Here is a 20,276-nt window from a genome sequence, read left to right as displayed (position 1 = left end):
GTCCGAAAGGACGAGCCGCGCCCCGTGAAACGCTCCGAGACCATCGAGCCTGATCGTTACCATGAGCGCCTCACATTCGAGAGGATCAGCGAGATGAAGAAGGGAATGCCGACAAGCGAGGTGACGATGCCGATCGGAAAGATCGTGCCTGGAATGAGCGACTTGCTGGCAACCGAGCTCGCCGAAAGGATGAGGGCGCCAGCAAGCGCGGAAGCGGGCAGGAAGAAGCGCTGATCTTCTCCAATCAGCATGCGGGCGATGTGCGGGCCGACCAACCCGATGAAGCCGATCGTGCCGACAAAGGCGACGGGAATAGCGGCGAGCAGGCTCACCATCATCATGGTTTCGAGCCTCAGGCGTGCGACCTTGACCCCAAAACTCGCGGCCTTGTCTTCGCCTAGCCGCAGCGCCGTCAGTGCCCAGGCGCGGCGCGCGAATATCGGAAGCGTTGCGAGAAGGATGAGGCTGGTGATGATGAGCTTGGGCCAGGTCGCCTTGGTGAGGCTTCCCATCGTCCAGAACACGACCGCGGCGAGCGCCTGCTCTGAGGAAAGATACTGGACGAGCGACAGCAGCGCATTGAAGGTGAAGACGAGCGCGATGCCGAGAAGCACGATGGTTTCAACCGTCACGCCGCGCTTGAGACTCAGCAGGTGGATGACGAGCGCGGTCAGCATCGCCACCACGAAGGCGTTGAGCGGCACGACATATTCGATCGCGGCGGGGACGAGCGCGACGCCGAAGGCGAGCGCGAGTGCGGCGCCGAAGCTGGCCGCCGCCGAAATGCCGAGCGTGAACGGACTGGCGAGCGGATTGTTCAGGATGGTCTGCATCTGGGCCCCGGCGACCGACAGTGCTGCGCCCACGACCACGGCCATCAGCGCGATGGGAAGCCGGATTTCCCATAGCACCACGCGCACCTGAAGCGGCACACTGCCGGGAGCAACGAGGGCGAGCACCACCTGGTCGAGGCTGTAGCTGGCAGGGCCAAGCGCGAGGTCGACGCAAAGGCTCAGGAGCAGCGCCAGGACGAGACCTGCGAGGATAAGCTGCTTGCGCAGGACGAGGGCGCGGTAGAGGCCGCGCCCGTCCTTGGCCGTTAATGCCGCTGGTTCACTGCTCATTGGAGAGCGAGACCCAATGGCCAGGCCTGTACTCGACCGGCAGGAACTTCTCGTGCAACTCCTTGAAGGTGGCCTCGGCGTCCAGATCGGCGAACAGGTCGGGGTGCAGCCACTTGGCCATCTGCTGGATGGCGACGAACTGATAGGGGCTGTTGTAGAACTGGTGCCAGATGGCGTGGACCCGACCGTTCTCCACCGCCTTGACGCCGGTTAGCGCAGGCCGTTCCGTTAGGCCCTTGAGCTTCTTCAGTGCTTCCGCCTCGTCCGCGCCGGGACCGACACCGACCCATTTGCCGCCTGGCACATACGCCTCCCAGTTACCGCCCGTCACAATCACCTGGTCGGGATCGCTTGCGATGATCTGTTCGGGGTTGAGCGCGCCAAACGTGCCCGGGATCAGGTCCGCCGCGATATTCTGCCCACCGGCCATCTCCACGAACTTGCCGAAGTTGTCGTTGCCGAAGCTCATGCAGCAATCGTCGGAATAGCCTCCGGCGCGCTCGATGAACACGGTCGGGCGCTTGGGACCATTCTTTGCGATAACATCGGTCACCCGCGCGATCTCGGCCGCGCGGTAGGCGATGAACGCCTCCGCCCGCTCCTCCTGGCCAAAGAGCTTGCCGATGAGGCGCATGCTCGGCTCGGTGTTGGTGAAGGGATGCTCGCGGAAATCGACATAGACCACCGGGATGCCGACGGCGGCGAGCTTTTCGATGTATTGCGCATCTTCGGTTGCCTGCTTGGACTCGATATTCATGATCATCACGTCCGGCTGAAGCGCGATGGCCTGCTCGATGTCGAAGGTGCCGTCCTTGAAACCGCCGAAGGTCGGGATCGTGGCCATCGAGGGGAATTTTTCCAGATAGACGGCGTAATTGTCAGGATCGGCCTGGGAGAAATCCTCGCGCCAGCCGACGATCCGCTTGAAGGGATTGTCGGTATCGAGCGCGGCAATCAGGTAGATCTGCCGGCCTTCGCCAAGGATGACCTTCTCAACTGGCGTCTTTACCTCGACCTTGCGGCCGCTAATGTCGGTGACGGTTTCGGCGCGCGCGCCGAGGGTAAGCGGCATGAACGCCGCGAGGGCGATTGCGGCCGCAAATATCGACTTCAAAATCATTGTGCTCTCGTGATTTAGTTTGCCGCCACGGCTTAGAAAACATGAGTTGTGTAATCAAGAATTATCTTTTAGAGCAATTCCAATGTACGGCTTTGGAGGAGAGCGTTTCGGGCGATGACGGCTCACGCAAATTATTCGCTGCGCGACGAAATTCGGGACTATTGGTCCGACCGCGCCGAGACGTTCGACCTGCAGGTCGGCCACGAGATTTTTTCCGAGCGCGAGCGCGCTGCCTGGCATGCGCTCATAAGCAGGCACCTTGGGCCAGGCGCCGGGCGGGCGTCTCTGGATCTCGCCTGTGGGACGGGCGTTATCTCGCATCTGATGCACGATCTCGGCTTTGTGGTGACAGGCCTCGACTGGTCGGAAGCCATGCTCGCCAAGGCGCGCGCCAAGGCACAAAACCGCGGCGCCGATATCCGCTTCATCGTGAGGGATGCCGAACGGACGCTCGAGGACAAGGCGAGCTACGATGTCATCGTCACCCGTCACCTCGTCTGGACGCTGCTGGATCCGAAGGCGGCCTTTGCCGAATGGTTCTCGCTGCTGAGGCCCGGCGGCAAGCTGCTGGTCATCGACGGGGATTTTGTCAGCCGCAACTGGGCGATGGGCTTGCGGGACATTTGGGAAAAGCTCACAACCCGTAAGTCCCAGGTCGCGGATAATGACGGCGACTCGATGGCCAGACGCCACAAACGCATTCTTGCCCGCGTCTATTTTTCAGGCGGCGCACGGGCGGGAGAGATAGTGCGCTTGCTGGCCGAAGCCGGGTTCGATCAGCCCGTCGTCGACTGGAAACTGCGCGCGATCCATCGCGCTCAGGCTCGACAGTTGAGTTGGCCTAAGGCGATCGAACGAGCCACACAACACCGCTTCGCGATTTGCGCGACAAAGCCGCAGTAAACTCCTCGGCGCTGCCGGCGTCGGTCGCTCCATGCCTGCTTCGTTTGAAGCCGTCCGTCGCCTCAAAGGAGCGGGGTGACGGCACGACAACGAATAGCTGCCGGTCTGCTAGCTCAGATGACAGTGCCTTCGCGGCAGCGCAGATCAGCGACGGCATCGGCCGGGTTTGTGCGGGTACTAAGCGCATATTGGACGATGCGCTCCTGACCGTAGTCAGTGTCGATCACCAGGGTCAGAGCCCCGTTTCGGGTATCTGAAATACGCGAGAATTCCAGTTTAAGTGCCGGGCCATCATCTTCCCAGGGGGCATGCTTTTCATCGAATTCGGGGCGCTTGTCCCAGATCAGAGAGCCCCAGCCAAGGATTGCTATGCGCGGGCGTTGCCCCGACTCAGACATGAGAAGCCTCCAGAGAATTTGCGACGAGCTGGCTGCGGTGTTTGATGGCCGCCACGGTCGAGGTCACAAGCTGATCGGGGAAGCTACCGGGCAGCGACCCGACAACAGCTTGTACTTGCCGATCGGCATTGGCTTCAATGTCTTCAAAAATCGCCCGCATCGCCGGAGTGCCGACACCAGCGATATCTGCCGTCTGCATGAAATGTCTTGGCACGATGTCACTGATGGCATAGTGGCGATTTGTTCCGACGGACATCGCAAGTTTGAATTTCTTGCGTTGAATTTGGCCCTGGTCGAGGCTCGGCTGCGCTGTCAGCACATCGTACAGCGGTGTCATGCGATAGCGCCCGCCGGGACCGAGGAAAATGCTGAAATTTTTTGCATGCCCATCGGTCGCGCCGAGCAGCCAGAATATGATGCTCGCACGCATGAACGTCGTGATGTCGGCATCAGGCGTGTCGCTGCCTTTGAGCAGATTGATGATCTCGCGCATACCGGGACCACCATCAGACTGGTACTTTTTTGTCGGCGGGATCGATAGCGCCTGGCAGATGTCTTCCTGCGGCAGTCGCAGCAGTCGCCCATCTCTTGCCCAAAGGCGATCGAAGCGCTCGACGATCAGTGTGCGGCGTTCCCCGAAATCGGCGATTTCAACGGGGGGTGTGGGGATACCAAACGAATGCAGCAGTCTGAGGCATAGATATTCGTTCTCGACGCTGTTGGAGAGGTCGATGCCATTGGGAAGCTGCCCAATCTGCGGTTTGAGGATGTGGGTGGTTGCCGTCGTTCCTATCGGCTTGAACCATTGGCCGTCCTTACGCAGCAGCGCGGTTTTTTCCTGAGCGCCGGCGATCGAGATTCGGAAATCTTCGTCTTCGCCCATGCCCAAGGGTGCTGCCGCGAGATTCTTGATAATGTCGGCGATCTCGTCGTCAGTGATCGGTTTGCCGTCGGTGTCGCCGGCGGTCCCGGGCTCGACGCCATTAGGCAGAAACTGGAGTGCGCCGACGCAATCATGGCCGAGGGCCGTCAGCAGGCTGAAGGCGTCTGTGCCGTCTGCGCCAACGCGTTCGGCGACGCGCTTTCGGATGAGGTCGCTGTCAGGCAGCAGGTTGTCGAACACATTGATGACGGGGGTGCCAATATACCGATCCTCGCGCAAGGGCAGCGACAGTGACACTGGGAACGTGCCGCGCCAGTTCAGCCAGTCGCGTCCGTACTGGAAGTCGATAGCACCTGTCGCCTCACGGCGCAGGACGCCGACATGGCGGTTGTTCAGAAAGACATTGAGAGGAGCGTGAGCGCGTTTTCGTGCCATCAGAACAGGTCCTCGATATCGGCGGCACTGCCTTGGGTGCGTGGCCGGACGACCAGTTCAAGGTTCAGAGCCGAAAGCGCTTCCATTAAAGTGCGCAGCTGGACAGCGGGCTCTCCGGCTTCCAGACGTGAGACAGTGCCCTGGCGCAGATGGATTTGTTCGCCTAGAGCCCCCTGGCTCAGCCGTGCCTGTTTTCGAGCGCGGCGCAGGATGGCGCCGAGCTGTTTTTCTGTGCGGGCGATCTGATCGGTCACAGCAGTCCTCCACACATCAATATACGCGAGGGCGTATAAACTGTCAATATACGCGTTCGCGTTTAAAATTTAGATATACGCGCAGGCGTATAAAAGATGAAAATACGCGTTTGCGTATGGTGCAACCAGTTGATCAATCCTAGAAGCTTGCCGATGAAGCGAAGGCGCATGGGGAACGCAAGCGGCAGCGCTACGCAGATGACGAAGAGGTCGCCGCGGCGAGCGTTATTACGCTGAACGGCGTCGGCGCAGCTCATGCCTGCATCCTGTCCTTCATTATGGGCTTGTCCGAAGGCGCATCGACCGATTTCGCCCGATACGACAGCCGGACGCGCTCCCAGTCCTTCTCCGCACCCCGCGCCGCATGTACGGCCATTGGTAGGCCTTACCCACTTTCGTTAATTTCAAGATCAGGACCGAGCTGTTTGGCAGCCAGTTCCAGTGTGAGTCTCATGAGTTCACTTGCGTTCGTTAGCAGATCACAGGAGGAATTGATGACGCGATTGCTTCCCGCACTGCATGAAGGCCACGCACCGATTTATCTGCATCAGGCTTTCTCCGATGCCCTCGACGCCTATGAAGGCTGGGAGCATGACATGAGCGAACCGCTGGTCGAATTCGAAGGTCAGTCGGTCCCAATCAGCTCGGTTTTCGGGCGTACGCGAAGCTGTTCGGATCTCCTTCCGATTCGCATTCTGGAGGATGTCGCCGCGGTGGTTCCCGGGAGGCTTCTTGCATCTGGCGAAGAGCAGTTGACCTATGCGGATGCGGCGCGCGTATTGCGGGCGCTCTGTGTCGAGCGTCTGCGCAATCTCGACGCCGCCTAGTAATCACACCGAACTGGAGCAGCGTGTCGGCTTTCTCCATATTCTCCTCCCGGGTTGCGCCCCACGCTTGCGAGCCGCATGAGTCGCGCGGTGATGACGGTCGCCTATCGCGGAAAGTGGAATTCGGCCGCCCCTACGGCATCGACCAGGTCGATTGCGATCATCGGCGGCGGTGCAAGCGGCGTTCTGATGGCAGCGCATCTCCTACGCAGTCGCGATCCCGGCCTCGACATCATCATCATTGAAAAGCGTAGGTCGCTCGGGCGGGGCCTGGCCTATTCGACGGATTTCCCGGATCACGTTCTCAACGTCCGAGCCTCGAACATGAGCGCCTTCGCCGACGATCCCGACCATTTCGTGCATTGGCTGCAAAACCGCAACATCCGGATCGATGATCCGACAACCTGTTTCGCGCCCCGTCGCCTGTATGGCCGAATATCTTGGACAACTGCTGCACGAAACTCCGAAAAAGAACAGCTCATCTGGAAGATTGCGGATAATCGACGAGGAAAGCGTCGGAATCCTTGAGCGCGATGAGTATTTGGAACTGCGGCTGGCGGATGGTTCAAGCGTTGTGACGCAGCGATGCGTTCTGGCCTTCATATCGGCCTCGACGTCTCCACGGACGGCGCCCTGATCAGCCGAGAGGAAATCCGCAACGATCGCATTTCAGCAGTGGGTCCGCTTACCCGCGGCACCTTTTTCGAAATCGAAGCGATCCCGGACATCCGCGTTCAATGCCAGCGCCTCGCGACCGCATTGCTCAGCCAGCCTTCGTCGACGTGACGCCAAGTGGCGCTTGCTTGTTCGGGCACGGGCCCGTGCTTCGCCGGTCCCTCTCATCCAAGCGAAACTGTTCCCAACAAATTCTATATTATTAGTAGAATATTCTTTGTGAGGGCTCCTTCCGCCCGTTACTCTCAATGAAATCGGGCACTCCCGACCGCGCCCTGAATTGCGGGCGCAGAGCACTGCGGCATGCTTCATGCCAGCTAATTTCAAAGTCCTGTACTGACCTTGGGAAGAGGAGTCCGATTGATGAATGCCTTCATACGCTACCTTGCGAAGCTCGCTCTCGCCGGCACCATTGCGCTGGGCGCCGCCACCGCAACTCATGCGGACGACAAGATTGTCCGAATAGGGTTCCAGAAGTACGGCACACTCATCCTGCTGAAGACAAAAGGGCTCCTTGAGGAAAAGCTGAAACCGCAGGGCTACACGGTCGAGTGGACCGAGTTCCCGGCGGGGCCGCAACTCCTCGAGGCACTCAACGTCGGGTCCATTGATTTCGGCACGACTGGCGAGGCGCCGCCTATCTTCGCGCAGGCTGCAGGTGCTCCACTCGTCTATGTGGGTTACGAGCCCCCGGCGCCGGAAGCCGAGGCGATCCTGGTTCCCAAGGACAGTCCGCTGAAGACCGTCGCGGACCTCAAGGGCAAGAAGGTGGCGCTGAACAAGGGCTCGAACGTTCACTATCTGCTCGTCAAGGCGCTGGAGAAAGCCGGGTTGGCCTATTCTGACGTAGAAGTCTCGTTCTTGCCGCCGGCCGACGCACGCGCCGCATTCGAGAAGCAGGCCGTCGATGCCTGGGTGATCTGGGAGCCATTTCTCGCGGCCGCCGAAGCGGCTACCGGCGCCCGCCAACTGGCGAACGGCAACGGCGTCGTAGACAACCACGAATTCTACCTTGCCTCGCGCGACTTCGTCGACACCCAGCCCGAAGTGGTCGACACCCTCGTCGCATCCCTCGGCGAGATCGACACCTGGATCAACGCCAGCCGTGGCGATGTGGCCGAACAGTTTTCGCCGGCACTCGGGATCCCTGCGGACGTTCTCGCAGTCGCCGTCCAGCGGCGGTCCTACGGCGTGAAGCCGATTACACCGGAGGTGGTGGCCGCGCAGCAGAAGATCGCTGACGTGTTCTTCGAACTCGGCCTCATCCCGACCGCGATCTCGATCGCCGATGCAGTGAGGAAGCCGCAGTCGTGAATGTCGCGGCCGAGCTTCCTCCCGACCGCGTAAACGTGGTGTGGTTCCTGCCGACTCATGGAGACGGCAGGTATCTTGGCACAGCGACTGGCGGGCGCGCCACAGACCTGCCGTATCTGCGCCAAATTGCCCAGGCTGCCGACCACCTCGGCTACTACGGCGTGCTGTTGCCCACGGGAAAGAGTTGCGAGGACTCCTGGATCGTCGCCTCGGCGATGCTGACCTCCACCGAGCAGTTGAAGTTCCTGGTCGCGGTCAGGCCAGGGCTGCAGCCGCCGACGGTGGCAGCCCGCATGACCGCGACGCTCGACCGTCTGTCGAACGGCCGCCTCCTTATCAATGTGGTGACCGGCGGCGATCCCGTCGAGAACAGGGGCGACGGCATTTTCGCGAGCCATGCCGACCGCTACGAGATTACCCGCGAGTTTCTCCATGCCTACAAGGCGCTGCTTGCAGGCGAGACGGTCAACACTTCCGGCAAGCACATTCGCATCGAAGGCGGACAACTGCTGTTTCCGCCAGTCCAGGCGCCGTATCCGCCGCTCTATTTCGGTGGGTCCTCTGAGGAAGGGATCGAAGTCGCCGCCGAGACGGTCGACAAGTATCTGACCTGGGGCGAGCCGCCTGCGCTCGTTGCGGAGAAGATCGCGAAGGTCAAGGCGGCAACGCGGAAGCACGGGCGCAAGCTCAGCTTCGGCATCCGTCTCCACGCGATCGTCCGTGAGACGTCCGAAGAAGCCTGGGCGGCGGCCGACCGCCTCATAGCGCATCTCGACGACGAAACGATCGCTAAGGCGCAATCGGTGTTCGCGCGCATGGACTCCGTCGGCCAGAGCCGGATGAGCGCGCTGCACGGCGGCCGCCGCGATAAGCTGGTGGTCAGCCCGAACCTGTGGGCAGGCGTTGGCCTGGTGCGAGGCGGCGCCGGGACCGCGCTGGTCGGCTCGGCCGAGGAAGTCGCGGCGCGGATGGAGGACTATCGGTCGATCGGCATCGATACTTTCATCCTCTCCGGCTACCCGCATCTCGAGGAGGCCTACCGCTTCGCCGAGCTCGTCTTCCCCCTGCTTCCGCTCGCCCATGCACCGGAGAAGGCGAACCTTTCCGTCAACACTGGCCCATTCGGCGAGACCATCGCCAACGAGATCCGGCCAGCGGCGCGAAAGGCATCCTGACCATGGCTCACCAGACGCAGCTTCGAAACGCAGGCGCGACGGCACTGCAGATCGTCGCGTCCTGGGCGTTGCCGATCGGCATTGTGGTCGAATGGGAAATAGCTTCGCGCAGCGGAGTGATCTCGACCCGCCTGCTGCCGGCACCCAGCGCGGTGGCCGCCGCTTTTTGGGAAAATCTCCGCAATGGCACGCTTCTCACCCATGCCGCCATCTCGACGGAACGGGCGCTGAAGGGGCTCGCTATCGGCGGGGGTATCGGCTTTATTCTCGGCGTTCTGGCCGGAATTTCGCGGCCGGCCGAAACTGTGTTCGACTCGTCGATGCAGATGCTGCGCAATGTGCCGCACCTGGCCATGATTCCCCTCGTCATCCTCTGGTTCGGGATCGGTGAGGAGGCGAAGATCTTTCTCGTGGCGGTCGGAACCGCGTTTCCGATCTACCTGAATACCTTTCACGGCATCCGCACCGTCGACGTCAGGCTGATCGAGATGGCGCGCGTCTATGGGCTCGGCCCCCTGGCGCTGTTCTGGCGGGTGATCCTGCCTGGGGCGCTGCCATCGATCCTTGTCGGGCTGCGCTTCTCGCTCGGCATCATGTGGCTGACTTTGATCGTCGCCGAAACGATCTCGGCCTCTTCGGGTATCGGCTACATGACCATGAACGCGCGCGAATTCCTGCAGACCGACATCGTGGTACTCGGGATCATCGTCTATGCACTCCTCGGCAAGCTCGCCGACGCGCTCACCCGGCTGATCGAGACGCGCGCTCTCGCCTGGCATCCGGCCTACCAACCCGCCGCCACCAGGGAAGCAGTACCATGAGAGATGCTGCAAGCGCGCTTCGGCTGCACGAAGGTGCAGTGTTCCAAGAAACCGATACAGCCCCACACGACGCAACCACGCTCCGGGAGGTTGTGCCACGGAAGCAAGAAGCGCGGACGGCGAACGGAAAGGCTGTGCAGCTCAACGGCTTGTCCAAGTCGTTTGGCAACAGACGGGTGTTATCCAAGCTGGATCTGGCCATTCCAGCCGGGCAGTTGCTGGCGATCGTAGGGCGCTCCGGCTGCGGCAAGTCCACGCTTCTGCGCCTCATCGCAGGACTTGATCAGCCGAGCGCCGGGACGATTTCCATCGGCGACGCCCGGGTGCAATCGCTCCAGTCGAACGTGCGGCTCTTGTTTCAAGACGCAAGGCTGCTTCCCTGGCATCGTGTTCTCGGCAATGTCGGCATCGCACGGGCGAATGGCTGGCGCGAGTCCGCCATGGCAGCGCTCGCCGATGTCGGGCTTGCGGATCGGGCAAATGACTGGCCCGCGGTCTTGTCGGGCGGCCAGAGCCAGCGCGTCGCCCTTGCCCGTGCCCTGGTGAGCCGGCCCGGTGTTCTTCTCCTCGATGAGCCGTTCGGGGCTCTTGACGCGCTGACGCGCATGGAAATGCACCGTCTGCTCGAGCGCATCTGGCGCGAGCACGGTTTCACGACGGTTCTCATCACTCACGATGTCGCCGAGGCGGTGGCCCTTGCCGACAGGGTGATCGTCATCCGCGACGGCGCCATAGCGCTCGACATTCCTGTCGATCTCCCTCGCCCTCGACGCGAGGCCGCGGACACGTCGGCCGTCGCCCTGCAAGCGCGAATTCTCGAAGAGGTATAGGCGCGGCATGCCGTCTAATCGGTGCAGCGCTTCGGCGAAACAAGGAGATCGCAATGACGCACTTGCATCGCGGATTAGAAGGCGAAGGCCAAACTGGCCGTGAGGTATCTGCACCGGATAGGGCAGATGTCCACAATGGCGGCCGCCGCCGGTTTCTTGGAGCGGCTGGAGGCGTAGCGGCGATAGCTGTTACAGGCTTGCCTTCCCTCGCGGTGGTCGGCTCGGCCAGTGCGCAGGCCGGCGAGGAGGAGACGGATGCCCAACTTGTTTTCCGCAAACACGCCTATGTCGTGCGGAGCGCCGCGGTGGCGGATTTCGCGGTGGCGCTCGCGCCGCACCCAGTGAATGGCGACGAAGTGAGATACCCAAACCTAATCGGTTCCGATACGCGCGGTCTGCCGCACGACGAACGCGGCGAAGTCGACCGACGAGCCTTCGACGCGACGCTGAAGGCCTACGCCTCAGGTGATCCGGCCGACTTCGAGGCCATACCGCTCGGCGGCAAGCGCAAGCAGCTCAATCCCATCGGTTCCCTCGCCGTGAACCTGACAGGCTGCGTCGGCCCGCAGTACGCGATCCCGCCGGCGCCCGCACTCGACAGCGCGACGCGGGCCAGCGAGGCCGTCGAGCTCTATTGGCAGTCGCTGCTGCGCGATGTCCCGCTGTCCGAGCTGACGGACGACACCAGCAACAAGGACGTGCTCGCCGCGGTCGACGAGTTGAGCAAGCTCGCCGCTTTCAACGGGCCGCGCACGAACGGAAGCATTACTCCACAATCGCTGTTCCGGGGGACGGCGCTCTACGTCGACGCGGCCGATCCGTCAGGAAGAACCGGTCGCTATGTGACGCCGCCCGGCACGCTCCAGGGTCCCTACATCTCGCAGTTCCTGCTCAAGGACGCTCCTTACGGCAGCCAGCTTATCCCCGCCCGCATTCGCACCGCCGCAGCGGGCACCGACTTCCTGACCGGCTACGACGAGTGGCTAGTCATCCAGAACGGCACCCCCCCAGCCAAGCCGACCAGCTTCGACCCGACGCCGCGCTACATCGCGACCGGCCGTGACCTCGCCGAATACGTCCACAACAACCCGGCCGCCTTCTGGTCGGCAGCCCTGCTGCTCGGCGTCGCGCCGGACAAGGCCAATCCGGATTATGGCGGTTTTGGAATTCCGTTCAGCAAATCCAATCCGTATGCGAAGTCGAAAACGCAGACCGGCGGCTACGGCACGTTCGGCCTGCCCTACGCGCAGAGCCTGCTGCCGATCACCGCCTCGCTGGCCATCCGCGTGGCGTACTGGCAGAAGTTCTATGTCCACCGCACCTTGCGGCCGGAAGCGTATGGCGGGCTGATCCATCACCGGATCGCCAACAAGGTGGACGTCTATCCGGTTCACAGCGACGTCCTGAACTCGGCTGCGTTGGTGCGAAGCGTCGGCAAGTTCGGCAGCCATCTTCTGTCGCACGTCTACCCCGAGGGCGCGCCGATCCACTCGAGCTATCCCGGCGGAGCAGCCCAGATCGCCGCGTCCAACGTGACGATCCTCAAGGCGCTCTTCGATGAGGACGCCGTGATTTCGAACCCGGTTCAGACTGATCCCAAGGATCCGACGAAGCTCATCCCCTACCAGGGCGAGCCGCTCACTGTCGGAGGCGAGTTGAACAAGCTCGCCTGGAACTACGGCGTCGGCCGCGACTGGGCCGGCATCCATTGGCGCTCGGATTTCTCGGCGTCGCTGGCGCTCGGCGAAGAGCTCGCGATCAGCATTCTTCGTGACGAGCGGCAAACATATCGCGAGCCGTTCGAGGGGTTCAGATTCACCCGCTACGACGGCACGAAGGTCGAGGTCTAGCGTTTCCAATGCCAGTATTCGCCCAAAATGCAGTTGCGGCACAATTCGGCGCCGCGCCCCCTGCGCCAAAAAATCCGATGTCACGCGATCCCATCATCGAGCCCGACGCACTGCCTTCGCTTGGCGCGTTTCGTCTGCTTGACGTTCGCGAACCCGCGGCATTCGAAGCCCACCACCCGGCTGCGGCTATACGTGTGCCGATCGAGACTTGGGAGGCGGCAGCAAAGTCGGGCGAGACCTCGTTCGAGAACATCCCCTATTGGGAGCGTGCGATCGCCTGTCTTGGCTTGGGCGGCCCCGTGCGCGCGGTTGTCTATGACGATGGCCGCATGACGGAAGCTGCGCGTGTCTGGTTTATCCTTCAATATTTCGGAGCCGAAGCGCTGATCGTGAACGGTGGATGGCCTGCGATCCGCGAACGTACGGAACTTCTGGCAAAAGCACCCGAAGCTTTGGAAGTAGCGGCGTTCCAAGCTCGACCAGGAGCTGGACCCGTCCGGCTGGTCGACCGGTCGACGCTGAAGGCCGACCTGGACGGCGTCCAACTTCTCGACGCTCGAACGGCGGACGAGTTTGCCGGCACGGACTTGCGGCGCAACGCTCGGGGCGGCCATTTGCCGGGCGCGCGCTTGCTTCCGCATGCGAGCCTGCTCGACGATGGCCGCCTGAAGGCGCCCAGCGCTCTGCGGGATCTCCTCTCTAAGGCCGGACTCCGGGCCGGGGGTCATGTGATCACCCATTGCGACGGTGGTGGCCGGGCGGCTCTCGCGGCCGCCGCCGCGGTCCGGGCAGGATATGACGATGTCCGCGCCTACTATCTGAGCTTCGCCGACTGGGCGACGGACGAGAGCTGCCCGGTCATCGTGGACCCGCAAACCCGGTGACAGCCATGACAAACCCCACCGTCGTCGGCTTCTCAGGCAATCTCACGCGGCCATCCAAGACGCGTGGTTTCGTCGAGCATTTCGTCAGCGAGATCGCGCATCGACATGGTCTTGCGGCGGTGACCTTTGATCTGGACGATGTCGGTACCTCGCTCGGGGCGGCACGTTGGTCGCGCGACCTCGATGATACAGGCCGAAAGGTGCTCGACGCGGTCGTCACGGCCGAGATGCTCGTCATCGGCTCGCCGACCTACAAGGGCAGCTACACCGGCCTGTTCAAGCATTTCTTCGACCTTGTCGATCCGGCTGCGCTGCGCGGCAAGCCCGTGCTCCTGACCGCGACCGGCGGCGGCGAGCGGCACGCGCTGATGGTCGAGCATCAGCTAAGACCGCTCTTTGCTTTCTTCGAAGCGCTCGTCTTGCCGACCGCGGTCTATGCGACGGACAAGGACTTCCTCGACGGTGCGCTTGCCTCTGAGGCCATTCGCAATCGAGGCGAACAGGCGATCGACGATGCGAGCTCTCTCCTGATCTCCCGCCGACGCGGCGTCGAGCGCGCCTCTTCAACCTGACGGCTAGTCGAAAAACCGATTCCTGGGACGCGCCAGACCGAGATTTTCGCGGAGCGTCGACCCCTCATATTCGCGTCGGAACAGCCCGCGCCGTTGCAATTCCGGCACCACCTTTTCGATGAAGTCGTCAAGGCCGGCAGGAAGATGGGGGAACATGATGTTGAAGCCGTCGGAGCCGTCGCTGAAAAGCCATTCTCGCGCGCAGGAAGACGCTCTCCATCCGCCAGTGCTCGTTGGGATAGCGAGGATCGTCCGCCCATTCGTCCCAGCCATGATTGCGGCGGAACTCGCCGAGCAGGCCGGAGGCAAGGATTGCGTTCTTGTCGACCGGCGTCGGGTTTTCGCAGTCGGGCGCGACATAGATCGCGTCGGCCCGGCAATAGAGCTCGCACATAAAGCAGGTCTGGCAGTCCTCTTGCCGGGCGATGCGCGGCACATCGCCGGAAATCGCTTCAAGCACGTTGGTCGGGCAGATTTCGACGCAAGCGTTGCAGCCCGTACAACGCTCGGCGATGACGAGTTCGATCATGATGCAAGTTCCAGTGCATGGCCGTAGTCCGACGCCGTCCAGACCTTGTCCAGCCCGCCGACGAGAATGCGTCGGTTGAAGCGGGGGTCCATTTCCGGCCTGTCATCGCGCTGGTGCATGCCGCGGCTTTCCTCGCGGGCCAAGGCGGACGCGGCGCACCAGCGTGCCGTCGCCAGCATCGCCGCGGTTTCACGTGTCCTCAAGAGCGCGTCGCCAGCGCCTTGGGCATGTGCATCGAATTCCGCCCAAGCGTCGTCAAGAATTTCGGCCGAACGTTTCAATGTTTCGCCGCTGCGGAAGATGTTCTTGTCGTAGGCCAGCATCTCGCCCTGGATGGTGGACAGTGTCGTACCGAGATCGACGTCGCGTCGCGCGGAGGCCGGACGGAGGCCAGCTTGCCCGATGGCGCGCCCGCCGGACTGAGAGCCGTTGGCGGCGGCATGGCGTGCCGCTCCCGCTCCGGCCCATTGGCCGGACGAAACCGCCCAGGCCGAATTGATGTTGCCGCCGCCCGAAATAGCACCGGCCACAAGTTCGCGCGTCGCCGCGTCGCCTGCCGCATAGAGACCGGGAACCGAGGTCTGGCAATGATCGCCAACGACCCGCAGCCCGCCGATGCCACGGATCGTCCCCTCGCCATGTAGCGTCACCTCGAAGCGATCCTTGTAGGGATCGATGCCCCAGCGCCGAAACGGCAGCATGACGTTCGGCGAAATCGTCGGAACGCGCGCACGGATGTCCTCCGGCGTGCGGGCAAGGTCGCAAAAGACGCGCCCCTTGAGCATGGCCCTGGCCAGCGGGCGCGTCGTTTCAGGCCCCGGCGGCATCGCGATGACCGCGCCGTCCGCGTCGTAATAGGTGGCGAAGGCGTAGGACATGGAGCGCGTCATGGTCGAGCGCACCGGTGCGACGGTATAATAGGTAGTGAACTCCATGCCTGAGAGCTCGGCGCCAGCCTCCGCCGCCAAGAGATAACCATCGCCGGTGTTGGTGTGCGAGCCGAGCAGGCGCGACAGGAACGAGGTACCGCCCGTAGCGAGCACGACCGCGCCGGCGTTCACCTGCCAGTCGCCACCCGCCTGCCGCCTGATGCCGCGCGCGCCAGCCACCGACCCGTCGGACCGCTGCAGCAACTCCAGGGCCGGGCTGTGATCGAGAACGGTGACGCCGAGGCTGTCGACCAGCTTGCGCAAGGCGCGCATATATTCGGGGCCGCGCAGGGCGCGATGCTGCTTCACGCCGTTCTCATCCGTGGAGAACTTATAGAAGCCATCGAGCGTCGGAAGGCTCTCCCAGGTCAGCGCCAGGATGCGCGCCATCCACTCCGGCTCGTTCAAGCCCGCCCCTGTCTTTCTCCGGTTGCGGATAGCCGTCTCGCGCAATTCGGGCGGGTCTGGTGGTATCCACCAATGGCCTGGGCCCGCCGTCGCCGTGACGCCGCTGGTGCCGCAATAGCCCTTGTCGGCGAGGATGACGGAAGCACCGGCGCGCCGCGCCGCCGAAGCAGCCCAGGTTCCGGCAAGCCCGCCGCCGATGATCAGCACGTCGGCGGACAGTTCGAGAGTCTCTCCGCTCGATCTGCTCATCGTCCAAGACCCTCAGGCATTGCCGTGAGTGCCATGGCGCACACCCAGCGAGTCGAGAAGGCTGCCGCGTATCCTGGCGAAAACCGGATCGGCGACGTCGCGCGGACGCTCCAGGTCGATGCGTTCCTCATGCGCGATGACCCCGTCCTTCATGACAAGGACCCGGTCAGCGAGAAGCACTGCCTCCTCCACGTCGTGGGTAACCAGGAGAATGGCGCAGCCATGCCGCTGCCAGAGCTCGGCGACTAGGTCCTGCGCCTTGATGCGGGTCAGCGCATCGAGCGCGGCAAAGGGTTCGTCGAGAAGCAGCAAGTCGGGTTCGCGCACCAGCGCCCGCGCCAGCGAGGTTCGCTGCGCCTCGCCGCCGGACAGCACCTTCGGCCACACGTCGGCCCGGTGGCCGATGCCGACCTCGTCGAGCGCGGCCAGCGCGCGCGCCCTGTCAGGCCTTCCTGGCAGGCCGAGCACGACGTTGCGCCAGACCTTCTTCCACGGCATCAGGCGCGGCGCCTGAAAGGCGACAGCGCGGCGCACTGGCACTTCCACCTCACCGACGATTTCGCGATCGAGATCGGCGAGGATGCGCAAAAGCGTGCTCTTGCCGCAGCCGCTGGCGCCGAGCAGTGCCACAAACTCGCCAGGCGCGATGTCGACGTCGAGGCTCTTCAACACCTCGCGCTCGCCAAAGCGGCGCGTGAGGCCGCGAACCCTGACCGCGGGCAGAGGGGCTTTCGACCGTTTCGGGGTGAGCGGAGGCGCGACCGCCTCGCCCACGTTCAAGTTCCGCTGAAGGCTGGCCGCCATGCGAGGAATACCCTTTCGAGAGTGCGAACGGTGAAATCGACGCCGAGGCCGAGCAGGGCATAGACGACGAGGCATACGACGATGACATCGGTCTGGAACATCTCCCGCGCAGTGGCCATCAGATAGCCGATGCCGGCGGTAGCATTGATCTGCTCGCCGAAGACCAGTGCCAGCCAGGCGATGCCGAGCGAATAGCGCAGGCCGACCAGCGCGCTCGGCAGCGCTCCTGGCAGCACGACGTGTCGGATCATGGCTGACCGGGAGAGATCAAGAGTCCGCCCCGCCTCGATCAACGTTGAATCGACGTTGCGGATGCCGGCATAGACGTTGAGGTAGAGCGGAAAGGCCGTGCCGAGCGCGATCAGCGCGATCTTCGGCGCCTCGCCGATGCCGAACCAGATGATCAGCAGCGGTATCAACGCCACGGCCGGCACCGTGCGCAGCATCTGCATCGTGGCGTCGACCATATCCTCGCCGAGCCGAAACAGGCCGGCGACGACGGCCAGCGTCACGCCGATGGAACCGCCGATCGCCAGACCCGCCAGTGCGCGGCTGAGCGAGATCAGCATCGCATCCTGCAGTTCGCCGTTGTCGACGAGCTTGGCGGCGCTGCCGATCACGGTTGTCGGACCGGCAAGCACCTCGCTTGGCAGCACGCCGGTTTGCGACGCGACATGCCATAGCAGAACGAGGAGAACCGGACCCGACAAGCGCCGCAGCCAACGTGGCACCCTATGCCTGGCGGTCGATACCGGCTCGATGCGCTGCCGTGCCAACAGATCGTCCGGCTTGGCCGTCTGGTCCGCCGGACGCCTCTCGACGGCGCCCGGCGCGATGGTGATCGTGGCGATCGAACTCATCGACCTGTTCCTTTCGGACCGCGTTCAGTTCGTCGGCAAGCCGCGATAGACATAGTCGGCAAGCTTGAGGTTGCCGCTCAGCACGCCGGCTTCCTTCCAGGTATCGAAGACGTTCTGAAGGGACGCGGCGAAGGCGTCGTCGGTCGGCTGCCTCACATAGGCGGCTTCATCCGGGTAGAGGCCCTCTATGGTCGCCTTGTCCTGCTTGGTGAAGACGGCATAGAAGTCGAGATAGGCATCTTTGTTCTTTTTCGACCAGTCGAATGCGCGCTCGATGCGGTCGGAGAAGTCTGCGATCGCGGCAACCTTGCCAGGATCGGCCAACGCATTGTCGGTGGCGCTCAGTACGAAGTTGCCGGTGTTGATGCCGGGACCATCGATCAGCACGGTTGCCTTCAACGTGCCGATCGAGCGCGCCTTGTAGATACCCCAGGTCCCCCAGGCGTCAATGCTTCCCGCCTGGAAGGCGGCACTGGCGTCGGAAGGATTGAGGAAGGCGAGCTTCACATCATCCTGGGTGAGTCCTGCTTTCTTCAGGACCCCGAGCACGAGATAGTGGGCGACGCTGCCGCGCGTCGTCGGCGAGATGGTCTTGCCCTTGAGATCCTCGATGGTCCTGATCGGGCTGCTCGCCGGAACGATCAGCGAACTGCCAAGGCCGCGATTCGAATAGTTGGCGACGACCTTGATCTTCGAGCCTCCGGCGATGGCGCTGACAGTCGGAGAATCGGCGGCCTGGCCAATGTCGATTGCATCCGCCTTCAACGCCTCATGCAGATTGACGGCGGCCGGATAGACCGACCACTCGATCTGATAGGGGATGTCGGCGAGCAAGCCGGCCGCCTCGAATTTAGCCTTGGTCGCACCGGTCTGGTCGCCGACGCGCAGAACGACCTTGCTGAGGTCTTCGGCTGCCAGAGCTGAAGGCTCGGAACCGAATACGACGACGGCAGCGAGTCCGCCGAGAAGGAGACCGAATGTGCGTCGATTGAGCGTTTTCATAGGAGGTTCACTTTCAGCTTGTGAGAGGGGCTTCGGTTGAAAAGCGCGGGAAAGGTTACTCGGCGGCGACGGCTTCGTGGCGCCCGGCATGGCGATTGGGCGGCACCGGAATGCCGAGATTGCCGCGGAACGTCTCGCTTTCGTATTCAGTTCGGTAGATGCCGCGCTTCTGCAAAGTCGGGACGACGGCCTCGACGAAGACTTCGAGTTCCCTCGGCAACGACACATTGAAGACGAAGCCGTCGGAGCCGCGCTCCTCCAGCCAGCGCTCGAATGCGTCAGCGACCTGCTCCGGCGTGCCGACAAATTCCGTACGCGGCGTCGCGAAACGCAGCGCCACTTGGCGAAGCGTCAGGTTTTCCCGCTCAGCAGTCTCCAAAATCTTGCGCGAGGTGCTCTGGTTGCTGTTTGCGCCATGGGCCGACACATCCGGGAACGGCGCGTCGAGGTCGTGCTGCAGGAAATCGTAGTCGTTGAACGGACGGCCGAGCATCGACAGCGCGTTCTCGATTGAGGTCAGACCGGCAAAATCCTGGTATTTGCGCTCAGCCTCTTCCTCAGTCGATCCGATCACAGGGCAAATTCCTGGCAGGATGAGGAGCTTGTCCGGATCGCGCCCGAAGCCGGCCGCCCGCTTCTTGGTGTCGCGATAATAGGCCTTGCCCTCCTCCAGGTTCTCGTGATGGACGAAGATCGCGTCCGCGCGGCTCGAGGCGAAATTCTTGCCATCCTCGGAGGCGCCGGCCTGGAAAATGATCGGCTGGCCCTGTGCGGACCGCGCGATGTTGAGCGGGCCTTTGACTTGGAAAAACTCGCCCTTGTGATTGAGCGCGTGGAGTTTCGCCGGATCGAAGAACACGCCGCTCGTCTTGTCGTGGACGAGAGCGTCGTCCTCCCAGGAATCCCACAGGCCCTGCACGACGTCGAGATGTTCGGCGGCGAGCCGGTAGCGCGTATCATGCGCAAGATGCGAAGCCTTGCTGAAATTGGCGGCGCTCCCCTCGAGCCACGACGTCACTACGTTCCAGCCGGCACGGCCGCCGCTGATATGGTCGAGAGAAGCGAACTGGCGCGCGACATTGAAGGGCTCGCTGTAGCTGGCGGTCAGCGTGGCGACGAGACCGATATGGGAGGTGGCGCCGGCCAGCGCGGACAAGATGGTCAGCGGCTCGAAGCGGTTGAGATAATGCGGGCTGGATTTTTCGGTGATGAAGACGCTGTCGGCAACGAACAGAAAATCGAACTTCGCGGCCTCGGCGAGTTGAGCCTGCTTCCTGTAGTAGGCGAAATTCGTGCTGGCTGTCGGGTCGGCGTCGGGATGGCGCCAGTCACCCCACCCCATGCCGACGCCGTGGAGCATGAAGCCGAGTTTCAGCTGACGTTTTTGAGGCATGATGGACTCCCTGGCTGTGACCACAGGCGCGACCGAA

Annotated in this window: 23 protein-coding genes and 1 pseudogene; 11 read left to right on the top strand and 13 right to left on the bottom strand. The window is 62.8% G+C overall.

Annotation, left to right across the window (positions count from 1 at the left end; translation table 11 throughout):
- Positions 1-56: 56 nt before the first annotated feature.
- Both E5W87_RS02810 and E5W87_RS02805 read right to left on the bottom strand, forming a co-directional pair.
- Positions 57-1,124, bottom strand: a complete 1,068-nt coding sequence (locus E5W87_RS02810) for an iron ABC transporter permease (RefSeq protein WP_292393758.1) — start codon at positions 1,122-1,124, stop codon at positions 57-59.
- Positions 1,114-2,196, bottom strand: coding sequence for an ABC transporter substrate-binding protein (locus E5W87_RS02805; RefSeq protein WP_292393799.1), 1,083 nt, complete (start codon positions 2,194-2,196; stop codon positions 1,114-1,116). Before E5W87_RS02805 ends, E5W87_RS02810 begins: the two co-directional genes overlap by 11 nt.
- 162 nt (positions 2,197-2,358) lie before the next feature.
- Between E5W87_RS02805 and E5W87_RS02800 the strand changes: the two genes are divergently transcribed.
- The gene (locus tag E5W87_RS02800) at positions 2,359-3,147 is read left to right on the top strand and encodes a class I SAM-dependent methyltransferase (protein ID WP_292393756.1); all 789 of its coding nucleotides are present in this window, start codon (positions 2,359-2,361) and stop codon (positions 3,145-3,147) included.
- Positions 3,148-3,260: 113 nt separating this feature from the next.
- Here the strand turns inward: E5W87_RS02800 and E5W87_RS02795 are convergent, their stop codons facing one another.
- The 4 genes from E5W87_RS02795 to E5W87_RS02780 form a co-directional block, all read right to left on the bottom strand.
- Positions 3,261-3,545: a hypothetical protein gene (locus tag E5W87_RS02795; protein WP_292393754.1), complete on the bottom strand. Its 285-nt coding sequence runs from the start codon at positions 3,543-3,545 to the stop codon at positions 3,261-3,263.
- Entirely contained in the window at positions 3,538-4,863 is a 1,326-nt protein-coding gene (locus E5W87_RS02790; protein WP_292393752.1) for a type II toxin-antitoxin system HipA family toxin, read from the bottom strand. The genes E5W87_RS02795 and E5W87_RS02790 overlap by 8 nt, the downstream gene beginning before the upstream one ends.
- A complete protein-coding gene (locus E5W87_RS02785; protein ID WP_095486276.1) occupies positions 4,863-5,117 on the bottom strand; it encodes a helix-turn-helix domain-containing protein in 255 nt (84 codons plus the stop codon). The genes E5W87_RS02790 and E5W87_RS02785 overlap by 1 nt, the downstream gene beginning before the upstream one ends.
- Positions 5,118-5,179: 62 nt before the next feature.
- Positions 5,180-5,374, bottom strand: coding sequence for a hypothetical protein (locus tag E5W87_RS02780; protein ID WP_292393750.1), 195 nt, complete (start codon positions 5,372-5,374; stop codon positions 5,180-5,182).
- 237 nt (positions 5,375-5,611) lie between these two features.
- Here E5W87_RS02780 and E5W87_RS02775 point away from each other — a divergent pair, with 237 nt between their 5' ends.
- The 10 genes from E5W87_RS02775 (at position 5,612) to msuE (ending at position 14,065) form a co-directional block, all read left to right on the top strand.
- Complete coding sequence (locus tag E5W87_RS02775; protein WP_292393748.1) at positions 5,612-5,944, top strand: hypothetical protein; 333 nt, start codon at positions 5,612-5,614, stop codon at positions 5,942-5,944.
- A 93-nt stretch (positions 5,945-6,037) separates the two neighbouring features.
- Positions 6,038-6,472, top strand: coding sequence for an FAD/NAD(P)-binding protein (locus E5W87_RS02770; RefSeq protein WP_292393746.1), 435 nt, complete (start codon positions 6,038-6,040; stop codon positions 6,470-6,472).
- 57 nt (positions 6,473-6,529) lie between these two features.
- Positions 6,530-6,730: a hypothetical protein gene (locus tag E5W87_RS02765; protein ID WP_292393744.1), complete on the top strand. Its 201-nt coding sequence runs from the start codon at positions 6,530-6,532 to the stop codon at positions 6,728-6,730.
- Positions 6,731-6,982: 252 nt separating this feature from the next.
- On the top strand, positions 6,983-7,933 hold the full coding sequence (locus tag E5W87_RS02760; RefSeq protein WP_292393742.1) for a sulfonate ABC transporter substrate-binding protein: 951 nt from the start codon (positions 6,983-6,985) through the stop codon (positions 7,931-7,933).
- Positions 7,930-9,108, top strand: coding sequence for an FMNH2-dependent alkanesulfonate monooxygenase (ssuD, locus tag E5W87_RS02755; RefSeq protein WP_292393740.1), 1,179 nt, complete (start codon positions 7,930-7,932; stop codon positions 9,106-9,108). The genes E5W87_RS02760 and ssuD overlap by 4 nt, the downstream gene beginning before the upstream one ends.
- A 2-nt stretch (positions 9,109-9,110) precedes the next feature.
- Positions 9,111-9,929 (top strand): aliphatic sulfonate ABC transporter permease SsuC, encoded by an 819-nt coding sequence (ssuC, locus tag E5W87_RS02750; protein WP_292393738.1) that lies wholly within the window; start codon positions 9,111-9,113, stop codon positions 9,927-9,929.
- Complete coding sequence (locus tag E5W87_RS02745; protein ID WP_292393736.1) at positions 9,926-10,759, top strand: ATP-binding cassette domain-containing protein; 834 nt, start codon at positions 9,926-9,928, stop codon at positions 10,757-10,759. The genes ssuC and E5W87_RS02745 overlap by 4 nt, the downstream gene beginning before the upstream one ends.
- Positions 10,760-10,956: 197 nt before the next feature.
- Positions 10,957-12,609, top strand: coding sequence for a vanadium-dependent haloperoxidase (locus E5W87_RS02740; RefSeq protein WP_292393733.1), 1,653 nt, complete (start codon positions 10,957-10,959; stop codon positions 12,607-12,609).
- 77 nt (positions 12,610-12,686) lie between these two features.
- Positions 12,687-13,493 carry a sulfurtransferase gene (locus E5W87_RS02735; RefSeq protein ID WP_292393731.1) on the top strand — a complete coding sequence of 269 codons (807 nt, stop codon included), beginning with the start codon at positions 12,687-12,689 and terminating at the stop codon, positions 13,491-13,493.
- 5 nt (positions 13,494-13,498) lie between these two features.
- Complete coding sequence (gene msuE / locus E5W87_RS02730) at positions 13,499-14,065, top strand: FMN reductase (RefSeq protein WP_292393729.1); 567 nt, start codon at positions 13,499-13,501, stop codon at positions 14,063-14,065.
- A gap of 3 nt (positions 14,066-14,068) precedes the next feature.
- Here the strand turns inward: msuE and E5W87_RS02725 are convergent.
- The 7 genes and pseudogenes from E5W87_RS02725 to E5W87_RS02695 all read right to left on the bottom strand — a co-directional run.
- Positions 14,069-14,257: pseudogene (locus E5W87_RS02725) on the bottom strand (LLM class flavin-dependent oxidoreductase); the annotation flags it as partial.
- A complete protein-coding gene (locus E5W87_RS02720) occupies positions 14,193-14,594 on the bottom strand; it encodes a ferredoxin family protein (protein ID WP_292393726.1) in 402 nt (133 codons plus the stop codon). The pseudogene E5W87_RS02725 and the gene E5W87_RS02720, both read right to left, overlap by 65 nt.
- A complete protein-coding gene (locus E5W87_RS02715; RefSeq protein WP_292393724.1) occupies positions 14,591-16,180 on the bottom strand; it encodes an FAD-binding protein in 1,590 nt (529 codons plus the stop codon). The genes E5W87_RS02720 and E5W87_RS02715 overlap by 4 nt, the downstream gene beginning before the upstream one ends.
- Positions 16,181-16,192: 12 nt before the next feature.
- Positions 16,193-16,954, bottom strand: coding sequence for an ABC transporter ATP-binding protein (locus tag E5W87_RS02710; protein ID WP_292393722.1), 762 nt, complete (start codon positions 16,952-16,954; stop codon positions 16,193-16,195).
- A 2-nt stretch (positions 16,955-16,956) separates the two neighbouring features.
- Entirely contained in the window at positions 16,957-17,844 is an 888-nt protein-coding gene (locus E5W87_RS02705; RefSeq protein ID WP_292393720.1) for an ABC transporter permease subunit, read from the bottom strand.
- Positions 17,845-17,868: 24 nt separating this feature from the next.
- On the bottom strand, positions 17,869-18,846 hold the full coding sequence (locus tag E5W87_RS02700; RefSeq protein ID WP_292393718.1) for an ABC transporter substrate-binding protein: 978 nt from the start codon (positions 18,844-18,846) through the stop codon (positions 17,869-17,871).
- Positions 18,847-18,901: 55 nt separating this feature from the next.
- Entirely contained in the window at positions 18,902-20,239 is a 1,338-nt protein-coding gene (locus tag E5W87_RS02695) for an LLM class flavin-dependent oxidoreductase (protein ID WP_292393716.1), read from the bottom strand.
- Between the last annotated feature and the right edge of the window lie 37 nt (positions 20,240-20,276).

The organism is Mesorhizobium sp., assembly GCF_004962925.1.
In the GTDB taxonomy this organism is placed as follows: Bacteria; Pseudomonadota; Alphaproteobacteria; order Rhizobiales; family Rhizobiaceae; genus Mesorhizobium.
This window is presented reverse-complemented; position numbering and strand designations above follow the sequence as displayed.

Bases quoted from the DNA above. Each gene is read 5' to 3' on its own strand.
- E5W87_RS02715 (WP_292393724.1), bottom strand. From the start codon at position 16,180: ATGAGCAGATCGAGCGGAGAGACTCTCGAACTGTCCGCCGACGTGCTG.
- ssuC (WP_292393738.1), top strand. From the start codon at position 9,111: ATGGCTCACCAGACGCAGCTTCGAAACGCAGGCGCGACGGCACTGCAG.
- E5W87_RS02805 (WP_292393799.1), bottom strand. From the start codon at position 2,196: ATGCCGCTTACCCTCGGCGCGCGCGCCGAAACCGTCACCGACATTAGC.
- E5W87_RS02760 (WP_292393742.1), top strand. From the start codon at position 6,983: ATGAATGCCTTCATACGCTACCTTGCGAAGCTCGCTCTCGCCGGCACC.
- E5W87_RS02745 (WP_292393736.1), top strand. From the start codon at position 9,926: ATGAGAGATGCTGCAAGCGCGCTTCGGCTGCACGAAGGTGCAGTGTTC.
- E5W87_RS02735 (WP_292393731.1), top strand. From the start codon at position 12,687: ATGTCACGCGATCCCATCATCGAGCCCGACGCACTGCCTTCGCTTGGC.
- E5W87_RS02775 (WP_292393748.1), top strand. From the start codon at position 5,612: ATGACGCGATTGCTTCCCGCACTGCATGAAGGCCACGCACCGATTTAT.
- E5W87_RS02800 (WP_292393756.1), top strand. From the start codon at position 2,359: ATGACGGCTCACGCAAATTATTCGCTGCGCGACGAAATTCGGGACTAT.
- E5W87_RS02790 (WP_292393752.1), bottom strand. From the start codon at position 4,863: ATGGCACGAAAACGCGCTCACGCTCCTCTCAATGTCTTTCTGAACAAC.
- E5W87_RS02810 (WP_292393758.1), bottom strand. From the start codon at position 1,124: ATGAGCAGTGAACCAGCGGCATTAACGGCCAAGGACGGGCGCGGCCTC.
- E5W87_RS02765 (WP_292393744.1), top strand. From the start codon at position 6,530: ATGCGTTCTGGCCTTCATATCGGCCTCGACGTCTCCACGGACGGCGCC.
- E5W87_RS02705 (WP_292393720.1), bottom strand. From the start codon at position 17,844: ATGAGTTCGATCGCCACGATCACCATCGCGCCGGGCGCCGTCGAGAGG.
- E5W87_RS02720 (WP_292393726.1), bottom strand. From the start codon at position 14,594: ATGATCGAACTCGTCATCGCCGAGCGTTGTACGGGCTGCAACGCTTGC.
- E5W87_RS02695 (WP_292393716.1), bottom strand. From the start codon at position 20,239: ATGCCTCAAAAACGTCAGCTGAAACTCGGCTTCATGCTCCACGGCGTC.
- E5W87_RS02700 (WP_292393718.1), bottom strand. From the start codon at position 18,846: ATGAAAACGCTCAATCGACGCACATTCGGTCTCCTTCTCGGCGGACTC.
- E5W87_RS02780 (WP_292393750.1), bottom strand. From the start codon at position 5,374: ATGAGCTGCGCCGACGCCGTTCAGCGTAATAACGCTCGCCGCGGCGAC.
- msuE (WP_292393729.1), top strand. From the start codon at position 13,499: ATGACAAACCCCACCGTCGTCGGCTTCTCAGGCAATCTCACGCGGCCA.
- E5W87_RS02795 (WP_292393754.1), bottom strand. From the start codon at position 3,545: ATGTCTGAGTCGGGGCAACGCCCGCGCATAGCAATCCTTGGCTGGGGC.
- E5W87_RS02770 (WP_292393746.1), top strand. From the start codon at position 6,038: ATGACGGTCGCCTATCGCGGAAAGTGGAATTCGGCCGCCCCTACGGCA.